Source organism: Geothrix fuzhouensis (genome assembly GCF_024609325.1).
Classification (GTDB): domain Bacteria; phylum Acidobacteriota; class Holophagae; order Holophagales; family Holophagaceae; genus Geothrix; species Geothrix fuzhouensis.
On record NZ_JANHMQ010000002.1, the window covers coordinates 791,814 to 800,898 of the forward strand.

The window sequence follows — 9,085 nt, forward strand, 5'->3', positions numbered from 1 at the left end:
GCAGGCAAATCCGGTCACTTTTACCCATCCCGTGCCACCCAAAGGTGAGGGGGACCGATGACGGTATCCGTCTTTGTGGGGGCGAGCGTGGATGGGTTCATCGCGCGCCTGAATGACGACCTGGACTGGCTGCCGGAGGGAGGTGGGGAGCCGCATGGGTACGACGAGTTCCTCGCGGGGGTCGATGCCCTGGTCATCGGCCGCAAGACCTTCAAGAAGGTGCTCACGTTCGATCCCTGGCCATACGGCGCCAAGCGGGTGGTGGTGCTGAGCGGCCGCCCGCTCCAGCTGCCGAGCGCCATCGGCAGCAATGTCGAGCAGATGGCCGGCTCGCCGGCGGAGATCGTGGCCCGGCTGGCGGCGAGCGGCGCCGCGAATCTCTACGTGGATGGCGGCATCACCATCCAGCGGTTCTTGCGGGCGGGGCTGGTGGACCGCCTCATCATCACCCGGGTTCCGGTGCTGATCGGCGAGGGCATCCCGCTGTTCAGCACCCTGCCTCGCGATGTGAGCCTGCGTCACGTCGCCACCCGGTCCTTCCCGAGCGGGCTGGTCCAGAGCGAGTACGAGATACTCCACTGACCGGGTGGCTCCGTCCCATCTGATGACCGGCCCTAGTGGCCCGCCGGCTTGTTGTCGTACTTGCCCGACTGCTCGACGTAGACCACGGCTCCGTCCGGCTGGCTGTTGGAGTGGGGGTGGTTCGCCGGGATGAAGACGTACGAGCCGGGCCCATAGGGCTGCTCGTGGTCGGGGTCGCTTCCGTAACGGAAGGTGCCCGACACCACGACGAGCCTCAGGGCGCTGGAGTGGGCGTGGACGCCGCTCTTGCTGGCCACGGGGAACTTGACGAAGCCGTGCCAGGCCCCCTTGGCGTGGTGGCCCTCGACATCGGCCACCATCACGCCGACGCCCTTGGCCGCCAGGTCCTCCCAGGAAAGCTGGTCGGCGGCGAGGGCGACGGCCTTGCCGGGGGTTTCCCCGGCGTGGGCGCTGGGCGCGAGGGCCAGGGCCCCGGCGAGCAAGGCCGAGGGAAGCACGAAAAGCCTTGAAGGTGATATCCGCATTGCCTCCTCCTTGTAGAAAGCCCGCATTGGGCTGTAAGACGATAGCCACTGGCCACGCCTGTCGCAACAAACAGTTCACCGGGGGGGCATGGGCCGCTTTCCGGCCCGGCGCAGGGTATTGTCAGAACCCCTAAACCCTTCCCGGGCTTGGAGCATCCTAAAGGTGGATGTGCGCGGAGGTGCCCATGCTTCCCAGTCTGCTGATGCTTCCCATGGCGGTCCTCCAGGCCCCGGCGCCCCTGCCGGTGGTGGAGGCCAAGGACCTTCCCAAGGCCCCGCGGGGTCCCATGACCCCCCATCGCCCGGATCCCGGCGGCGAGGCCAGCCTCCTGGGCGAGTCCCGGCGAGGGGCCCGGAAAGGCCCGTCCATCCCGGCCCTCCAGCTTCCGGCGGGCAGCGTCCGGGTGACGGACAAGGTCCCCGACCTGAGCGGGTGGCGGGCCTTCGCCATCGAGGTGCCGGCGGGCGGCAAGGTGAAGGTGCAGGTGGTGGAGGGTCGGAAAGCTTGGTTCCGAGTGCTGGGCGTGAACGCCTGGGGGCAGGATGAGCCCGGGCTGCTCCAGAACCGAATCCCCACCGGCGAACCCCAGGCCACCTACGAGAACGTGAGCAAGGAAACGCGCACCGTCTACTTCATCGTGGACACCCTCGACGCCAACATGGTCGGCGAGCCATATACCATCGACGTCATCCGCGACTAGCAGCATTCTAACCTCGGGCTCATGGACTTGACCGGACTGTGGCGGCCGGGCAGAGTCAAAAGAAACCATTGGTTCGATTGATCCGGCAGGACTTCCTGTGGAGCCGTCCGGTTCGTTCAACTGTCTGCCTAATGCACCGTCTGGGTGCAGAGGGCTCCTCGGACGCCCGGACGCTTGTGCGCCCCGGCCCGGTCAAATTACAGGTGCGAGCATGGGAATCAATCTGCAGCGGATGCTAAGGGTCCTCGTGCCGCTGATTTGCGCGGGCATTCATGCCCAGGCTGGGGAGTGGGAACTGGGCGCTTCCTTCGCGGTTGGGCCGAAATCGAATTCGAGCATCAGCAACAACGGCAACTTTCCCTCGATGCCCTACACGATAGTCACCAGCCGGTTCTCGGGCTCCTGGAACCAGGGCGGTGTGCATGTGGGCTATCAGGTGGTCCATCGTGGCCCCTGGGGACTGTGGCTCCAAGGCCAGTATTCCGAGGGGTTGTCCCACCCCTCGCTCTACCATTCCGGCGATAACTACGCAGTTGGTTCCACCCTCCGCGAGACCTTCAATGGCTCGGCGGATTACAAATCCATGCTTCTGGGGCTGACCGTGACCCGGCAGCTTTCCGCCGGTGAGATCGGCCTGAGCGTGGGTTCGCGTTCCCATGACATGACTATTAGCGGGCGGCGCCAGACTCAGGTGGATGGCACCTTCACCTACGACCAGTATTCCGTCAGCCATAGCTATCGGGACGTGCTCGTCGCCCTCAGCTTCACGGTGACCCAGGACCAGGGGAGCTTCCGCTCTTTCCAGAAAATCTCCCTGGGAACGGGCTTCGGTTCGTCGATTCCAACCGTGAACCCGGGTCCCAGCGATTGGCGGATGAGCGAAGCCTACCTTGCCCAGGTCCGACCGAGTCGGGACATCCGGCTCACGCTAGGGGTGCGGCTTTAGAACGTTCCTGAGGCTGTAGCCACCTCGGGGATTCCCGGCAGCTTCTGGAGCCTGAGGGGCAGCGCGTCGCTGAAAGCTTTCTTCAGAGGGGCGGGGGCGTGGCTCCAGGCCTTCAGGGCGGCGGCGCGCGTGGGGTAGGCGCCGTAGCAGGCCTGCCACCAGCGGAAGCCGTCCGCGCGTACGTAGGGCAATACCAGCACCTCCGGCGCCTGGGCTCCCGCGGCGCGGGCCACCACTTTCAGGCCATCCGCGCGGCCGGACACCACCAGACGCAGGGTCCAGGATCCTTCGGGGGCAGCGGCCCGCAGGGCGGCACCGCGGTGCAGGGCCTCCTTCAGGTCCATGCGTTCCAGAGGCTTCGCAGCCTCCTCGGGATCGACCAGATCCTTTTCCGTGAGTACCCGGCGGGGCGCCTCGACCTGGATTTCGACGCTGCGTGAGGAACCACCCAGGAGGTCGCTGACGCTCAGGGTGTAGACCGTGGTCTTGTCTGGCACCACGGCGATGCTGGACTGGCCGTCCAGTTCCAGACCGCCGGGCTCCAGCCGGACCTTGGCATCACCCTGGCATATCCACTTCAGGTCCACCTGCTCGCCAGGCTTTACCACCGTGCGATTGGCCTCGAAGCTGCAAACGCTGACCGTGGGGGTCTTGGTGGCCTTGGCCAGGGCCTGGTGTCCGAGCACGGCGACTTCGACCGTGCGGCTCTGGCCACCGGCGGCGTTGTTGGCGGTGATGGTGTAGCGTGTGTTTTCGAGGGGCGTGACGGTGACTTCACTCTTGCCGTCCAGTTCGAGGCCGCCCGGCTCCAGGCGCACCTTGGCGCTGCCCGCGCATTCCCACTTCAGGACGACCGGTTCGCCGGGGAGCACAGCCTTGGCGCTGGCATCGAACGCGCAGATGCGGGCGGCCTCGCCCAGGGGCATCCCGGGCGTCACGCGCACCTCCGCGTGGCCGAGTTCCTTGCCGCCAGACCCCGCGTCGAAGAGGCTGTACCTCGTCGTATAGGCGGGTCGCACCGTTACCTGGGACCGCCCTGGCAGGATCATGCCGCCGGGTTCCAGGCGCACCTGTGTCGCCTGGGGGCAGGCCCAGGCCAGCAGCACCGAGTCGCCCGGGCGGATTTCGCGAGGCTCGGCGGTTACGGTGCAGGGCGGCTGGGCCTGAAGAAACCCGAGGGCCACCGTCATCCAGAGGGCTGTGCGCATCAGGGGAGTTTAGTGCACCCGACCCCCCGGCGCCCTGGCGTTTTGTCAGACGTCACCGGTTCCGGTACCTACATCCGCAGGCTGGTTTCCGCAGCCACGCCCGGATCCTCCAGCAGGGTCTCGAGCTGGAGCAGGTACCACCCGATGGCGGCCAGCAAGGCCGGATCAGCCAGGCGCCGGTGGGGCTGGGAGATGTCCACCAGGGCGAGGGGGGTGTCGACCGGGGCCGACCGGCTGGTGCCGTCCGGGTTCACGGTGAGCTGGACCAGCGGCAGGCCGTCCGCGTCCAGGAACGCCGCGCCGGGGTGGATGCCTCCGATGGGGACCCAGTCGAAGGTCTCGTCACCCTGGAAGACCAGCTTCCCGTTTCCCACCAGGTGGGGATGGAACATGGCCAGGTCCGTCTTGGAGCCTGCCTGGCGGAGGGTGACGGAACTGGCCGGGAAGCGGCTGTGCTTGAGGGTCCAGGCTCCGCCGGAGGTTTCCACCCTGGCCAGGGTGGGATCCTCGGGAAGGAAGGTGAGGGTGGCGGCGGTTCCCCCCTTGGACTCCAGGCTGAAGGTGGGACCGGCCCCGCCGGTCTTCTTCCAGGCGAGAGAGGCGGATGCGAGGTTGATGAGCGCTGGCATAAATCCCCCTTTCTGGGGCGCTGGTGCGCACACCCCAAAGGTAGGCCTGGAACGGCCTCCTGGAGGGCCGGGGGAGGAACAGGGGAGGGGGGACTCCGACCGACCCGCCTCCGATAGGGCCGGCAGTTGGCCGGGGTTCCTGGTCAGTTCCCCAGGTACGTGAACCAGAACCGAACACCCAGATACGAGCCGTCATAGCCCTCGGGCAGACGCTGGAGGGGGGCGGCACGCAAGACGGCCATGCGCGCGCTCTCATCCATGGCGGCGTTGCCACTGGGGATCTCCACGCGCACGCGATCGAGGCTGCCGTCCCGGGCGATGCGGAAGTAGATCTGCACGCGGCCCTGGGTGCTGGAGACCCGGTTCCAGTTGGAGGTGATGCGGGCCTGGACCTGCTGCAGGTACCACACAAAGGGGAAGTTGCCGTCAACACCTCCCACGAGGCCCACACCGCCCTGGACGCCCGAGGTTGGGTTCAGGCCTGGAATCCCGCTGCCTGCTCCGAAGGCCGCGCCATTGCCCGAGCCCACGGCACCCGCCACGGGATTGGCCGTGGCGGTCTTGCCCTTGGCGGCGGTGGTGCCCGTGCCGGTGCTGGCGGCATCCTTGCTGTCCCCCTTGGCGGCGGACTTGGTGGTTTTCATGGCGAAGGGATCCGGGGCCGTGGCGGACGGAGAGGTGTCGCGGACGGGTGCCACCTCCTCCACGCGCCTCAGGCGCTCGCCGGTCTTGCCCACTTCCATGGCCTCGGCGCCACCGGATTGGCCGCCCATGGCCGCGGGCAGGTTCACCCACGTGATCTTGACGTCCTCGGCCTTTTCCGCGCCGCCGCCCTTGTGCCAGAAAAAGGCCACGCCGACGGCGAGGTGGAGGGCCAGGCTCAGGGCCAGTCCGGGCCCCCAGCGGAGCTCGCCCAGGTGGGCGCGGGTGCGAAGGTAGGCCTGGAGGTCCTGGCTCATTTCGCTTCGGTGGCTGACGCGGCGTTGGGGGCGGCGATGGGCGCGGCGGCGGTGACGAAGCCCACCTGGGTGAAGCCCGCCTCCCGGATGGCATCCACCACCTGAATGACGCGGCCATAGGGCACGTTGTGGTCAGCGCGCACAAGCACGGGCCGCTTGCCGCCGCTCTGGGCCTTGGCCTTCAGCTGGTTCGCGAGGACCGGCAGAGCCAGGAAGGTCTTGTCGAACTGCAGGCGGCCGTCGAAGGTGATGGACACTGTGAGGGCCTCGCTCTCCAGGTTCCTGCCCGTGCGGCTCTCCGGCAGCTTCACGTCCACGCCCGTCATCATCATGGGGGCCGCGATCATGAAGATGATCAGCAGCACCAGCATCACGTCGATGAGCGGCGTCATGTTGATGTCGGCCATGGCGCCGCGCCTGCTGCCTGGAGTGAATGACACGGGGACCTCGCTCGGGGAGGTTCCAGTTTAGCGCGGCCTAGACCGCCACCGGGGTCACGGCGTACCTCCCCTTTGCATCGCGGCTCACGGTGCCTGCCGGGATCTCGGGGTCGTGTTCAAAGACGAGGATGGTATCGGTGCCCGAGACTTCGGCGAGGAGCTTCTGGCGCTCGTCCACGCAGGTGACGACATCGAGGTCGTAGCCCATGACCCAGGCGGGCTGGATGTGGCGGGCGGTGGGGATGAGATCGGCCAGGTACACCAGGCGCTTGCCGCCGCCTTCGACGACGACGTTCTGGAGGCCCTCGATGTGGCCCGGGGCGGGCCGCACGGAGATGCCGGGCAGGAGCTCCGCGATGCCATTCACCGTGTCGAGAATGCCCGCGGCTTCCAAGGGTTCCCAGTTCTGGGGCAGGTAGCTGGCCTTCACGCGCAGATGCGGATGCTTGGCATCGGCGAGATCTTTGGCCTGGACCACGTAGCGGGCGTTGGGGAAGCTGGGCACTGGCTGGCCGTCCGCGCCGAGACGTGTGCTGCCGCCCGCGTGGTCGAAGTGCAGGTGGGTGAGGATGCAGAGGGTGATGTCCCCGGGCTTCACGCCATGGCGGGCGAGGTTGGCGTCCAGCACGCCGCGGCCCTCGAACTTGAAGCGGGTCATGAAGTCGTCGCTCTCCTTGTCACCGTTGCCGTTGTCCACGAGGATGACGTGCTGCTTCCCGTCCACCTCGCCGCGGATCAGCAGGCAGTTGGTGGCCATGAGGATCTGGTTCTCATCGTCGGCGGGGTAGATCTTGTTCCACACCACTTTCGGCACCGTGCCGAACATGGCGCCGCCATCCAGTCGGAAGGTGCCGCCGCTGACGATTTGGACATCCCAGGGACCGAACTGCATGAGCGCTCCTGTGCTTGGTCAATTCAGGAAAAGAAACTGAAAGTATTAACCGCAGATGACGCAGATTTCGCAGATGAAAACAAAGAAGTGGTATCTGCGGCCATCTGCGACATCTGCGGTTTCAAATTCAAATATTCTAAAACGCGAGGACCTTCCGCGCAGCCGCCAGCACCTTGTCGGCGTTGGGGAGGATGGCGCGTTCGAGGATGCGGTTGAAGCCCACGGGCGTGAACTCGGAACCGACGCGCTCCACCGGGGCGTCCAGCCAGACGAAGCACTCGGAGGCGCAGATGGCCGCCAGCTCGCCGCCGAAGCCGCCGAAGACCTTGTCCTCGTGGGCGATGAGCACGCGGTGGGTCTTCTTGACGGACTTGAGGATGGCGGGCGTGTCCAGGGGGCTGAGGCTGCGGAGGTCGATCACCTCGGCGGATTTGCCTTCCTTCTCCAGCTTCGCCGCGGCCTCCAGGGCGAAATGGACGGGCGTGCCGTAGGCCAGGATGGTGAGGTCGGTGCCAGGCCGGCGGACCCGGGCCTTGCCGAAGGGTACGGCGAAGTCCGGCGGCACGACGGCGTGGGCCATCTTCGCGTTGTAGAGGAATTTCGGTTCCAGGTAGAGGGTGGTCCCGCGGCTGCGCAGGGCCGTCCGCAGGAGGCCCGCGGCGTCATCGGCGAAGGCGGGCACCACCACGCGGATGCCGGGCAGGGTGGTGAGCCAGCCTTCGACATTCTGCGAGTGGTAGAGGCCGCCCCCGATGTAGCCGCCGGAGGCGAGGCGGATGGTGATGTTGGGGCAGAACTGGCCGTTGCTGCGCCAGTAGTCGTGGCTGCATTCGACGATCTGCTCGGCGGCGGGCCAGATGTAGTCGGCGAACTCGGCGCCTTCCACCACCACGCGGATCTTGTCATCGAGGCGGGAGAAACCATTGGCGGTACCGACGATGAAGTCCTCGGCGATGGGGGCGTTGAAGACGCGTTTCTCGCCGAACTCCTGCTGCAGGCCCTTGGAGACGTTGAAGATTCCGCCCTTCTCCTTGTTGGCCATGTCCTGGCCCCAGATGAAGGTGTCAGGGTTGAGGCGGAACTCCTCCTTGAGGGTCTGGTTCAAGGCCGTGATCACGCTGACGGGGGTGCCTTCGGCCTGGTGTGTGCCGTCCGGGAACTGCGCGGAGGCCCAGCCTTCGGGAATGACGAAATCGTAGATGGTGGCGGGATCCGGGTTGGGGGCGGCCATGGCCTTGTCGTGAGCCGCCAGGTAGCGGGCCTGGTTCTCCGTCTCGATGGCCTTGAGCTCGTCCTCGGTGAGGCCATGCGCCAGGCAGTAGGCGCGGAACTTGGGCAGGGGATCCTTGGCCTTGGCCTCGGCCCGCTCGGCGTCGTCGCGGTAGAGCTCGTGGCGATCGGAGTTGGAGTGGCTGCCGAGGCGCACGCAGGTGGCGTACACCATGGCCGGGCCCTGGCCGGTGCGGATGTAAGCCAGGGCCTCCGCCATGGCGCGCCTGGAATCCTGGAGGTCGAGGCCGTCGCACTTGATGATCTTCAGGTTCGAGTAGCCGCTGAAGTTGTCGCAGAGGAACTCGTTGGCGCTCTGATCGCGCTTGGGCACGGAGATGCCGTAGCCGTTGTCCTGGACAATGAAGATCACGGGGAGCTTTTCGCGGTCCGCGCCGTTGATGCTCTCGGAGCAGTAACCTTCGGATAGTGACGACTCGCCCTGGCTGCAGAACACGACACTGTCGCGCTGGTAGTATTTCACGGCGCGAGCCAAGCCTACGGCGTGCTGGGTGTGATTGCCCGTGAGGCTGGACACGTTCTGGATGCCGATGGACGGCTTCGCGAAGTGGTTGCTCATGTGGCGCCCCCCGCTGGCGGGATCCGTGGCCTTGGAGATGCCGTTGAGGATGAGCTCCTCGGGCGTGATTCCGGCGGCGAGGCAGGTCATCATGTCGCGGTAGTACGGGAACAGGAAATCCTGCCCGGCCCGGAAGGCCAGACCTGCTGCCAGCTGGATGCCATCGTGACCCGCGCAGGGGGCGTGGTACGACCAGCCGATGGCCTGCTTGAGGTAGTTGGGCGCCTTGTCATCGAGCAGGCGTCCGAGCTGCATCAGTTCATACCAGTGGCAGAGCTCTTCATGGCTGGGGGCGGTCTGTCCATCCAGCGCGTTCAGGGCCGCTTTCACCAGGGTCGGGGTTTCCAACTTCCACCTCCACGAGGCCGGGTTCCACCGGCTGTACCAGAGCCCT

General features: G+C 66.6%; 10 protein-coding genes. 3 read left to right on the forward strand and 7 right to left on the reverse strand.

Features of this window, described 5'->3' with window-relative positions:
- Nucleotides 1-57: 57 nt before the first annotated feature.
- Nucleotides 58-582: a dihydrofolate reductase family protein gene (locus NOV74_RS10895; protein ID WP_257312199.1), complete on the forward strand. Its 525-nt coding sequence runs from the start codon at nucleotides 58-60 to the stop codon at nucleotides 580-582.
- A 32-nt stretch (nucleotides 583-614) separates the two neighbouring features.
- Here the strand turns inward: NOV74_RS10895 and NOV74_RS10900 are convergent, their stop codons facing one another.
- Nucleotides 615-1,067, reverse strand: coding sequence for a DUF4437 domain-containing protein (locus NOV74_RS10900; protein WP_257312202.1), 453 nt, complete (start codon nucleotides 1,065-1,067; stop codon nucleotides 615-617).
- Between the two features lie 185 nt (nucleotides 1,068-1,252).
- On the opposite strand from NOV74_RS10900, the gene NOV74_RS10905 reads away from it, so the two are divergent.
- Entirely contained in the window at nucleotides 1,253-1,768 is a 516-nt protein-coding gene (locus tag NOV74_RS10905) for a hypothetical protein (RefSeq protein ID WP_257312204.1), read from the forward strand.
- Nucleotides 1,769-1,979: 211 nt separating this feature from the next.
- The gene (locus tag NOV74_RS10910; protein ID WP_257312206.1) at nucleotides 1,980-2,714 is read left to right on the forward strand and encodes a hypothetical protein; all 735 of its coding nucleotides are present in this window, start codon (nucleotides 1,980-1,982) and stop codon (nucleotides 2,712-2,714) included.
- Here NOV74_RS10910 and NOV74_RS10915 read toward each other — a convergent pair.
- From NOV74_RS10915 to NOV74_RS10940, 6 genes are all read right to left on the reverse strand, one after another.
- Nucleotides 2,711-3,922 (reverse strand): hypothetical protein, encoded by a 1,212-nt coding sequence (locus NOV74_RS10915; RefSeq protein ID WP_257312208.1) that lies wholly within the window; start codon nucleotides 3,920-3,922, stop codon nucleotides 2,711-2,713. The two genes, NOV74_RS10910 and NOV74_RS10915, sit on opposite strands and share 4 nt — an antisense overlap.
- Nucleotides 3,923-3,990: 68 nt before the next feature.
- Nucleotides 3,991-4,551: a hypothetical protein gene (locus NOV74_RS10920; RefSeq protein WP_257312210.1), complete on the reverse strand. Its 561-nt coding sequence runs from the start codon at nucleotides 4,549-4,551 to the stop codon at nucleotides 3,991-3,993.
- Between the two features lie 143 nt (nucleotides 4,552-4,694).
- The gene (tolA, locus tag NOV74_RS10925; protein WP_257312212.1) at nucleotides 4,695-5,510 is read right to left on the reverse strand and encodes a cell envelope integrity protein TolA; all 816 of its coding nucleotides are present in this window, start codon (nucleotides 5,508-5,510) and stop codon (nucleotides 4,695-4,697) included.
- On the reverse strand, nucleotides 5,507-5,917 hold the full coding sequence (locus tag NOV74_RS10930; RefSeq protein WP_257312214.1) for an ExbD/TolR family protein: 411 nt from the start codon (nucleotides 5,915-5,917) through the stop codon (nucleotides 5,507-5,509). The genes tolA and NOV74_RS10930 overlap by 4 nt, the downstream gene beginning before the upstream one ends.
- Nucleotides 5,918-5,987: 70 nt before the next feature.
- Nucleotides 5,988-6,842, reverse strand: coding sequence for an MBL fold metallo-hydrolase (locus NOV74_RS10935; RefSeq protein ID WP_257312216.1), 855 nt, complete (start codon nucleotides 6,840-6,842; stop codon nucleotides 5,988-5,990).
- 136 nt (nucleotides 6,843-6,978) lie between these two features.
- The gene (locus NOV74_RS10940) at nucleotides 6,979-8,946 is read right to left on the reverse strand and encodes an alpha-ketoacid dehydrogenase subunit alpha/beta (protein ID WP_371748441.1); all 1,968 of its coding nucleotides are present in this window, start codon (nucleotides 8,944-8,946) and stop codon (nucleotides 6,979-6,981) included.
- Nucleotides 8,947-9,085: the final 139 nt, after the last annotated feature.

Bases quoted from the DNA above. Each gene is read 5' to 3' on its own strand.
- NOV74_RS10895 (WP_257312199.1), top strand. From the start codon at position 58: ATGACGGTATCCGTCTTTGTGGGGGCGAGCGTGGATGGGTTCATCGCG.
- NOV74_RS10900 (WP_257312202.1), bottom strand. From the start codon at position 1,067: ATGCGGATATCACCTTCAAGGCTTTTCGTGCTTCCCTCGGCCTTGCTC.
- NOV74_RS10905 (WP_257312204.1), top strand. From the start codon at position 1,253: ATGCTTCCCAGTCTGCTGATGCTTCCCATGGCGGTCCTCCAGGCCCCG.
- NOV74_RS10910 (WP_257312206.1), top strand. From the start codon at position 1,980: ATGGGAATCAATCTGCAGCGGATGCTAAGGGTCCTCGTGCCGCTGATT.
- NOV74_RS10915 (WP_257312208.1), bottom strand. From the start codon at position 3,922: ATGCGCACAGCCCTCTGGATGACGGTGGCCCTCGGGTTTCTTCAGGCC.
- NOV74_RS10920 (WP_257312210.1), bottom strand. From the start codon at position 4,551: ATGCCAGCGCTCATCAACCTCGCATCCGCCTCTCTCGCCTGGAAGAAG.
- tolA (WP_257312212.1), bottom strand. From the start codon at position 5,510: ATGAGCCAGGACCTCCAGGCCTACCTTCGCACCCGCGCCCACCTGGGC.
- NOV74_RS10930 (WP_257312214.1), bottom strand. From the start codon at position 5,917: ATGGCCGACATCAACATGACGCCGCTCATCGACGTGATGCTGGTGCTG.
- NOV74_RS10935 (WP_257312216.1), bottom strand. From the start codon at position 6,842: ATGCAGTTCGGTCCCTGGGATGTCCAAATCGTCAGCGGCGGCACCTTC.
- NOV74_RS10940 (WP_371748441.1), bottom strand. From the start codon at position 8,946: ATGCAGCTCGGACGCCTGCTCGATGACAAGGCGCCCAACTACCTCAAG.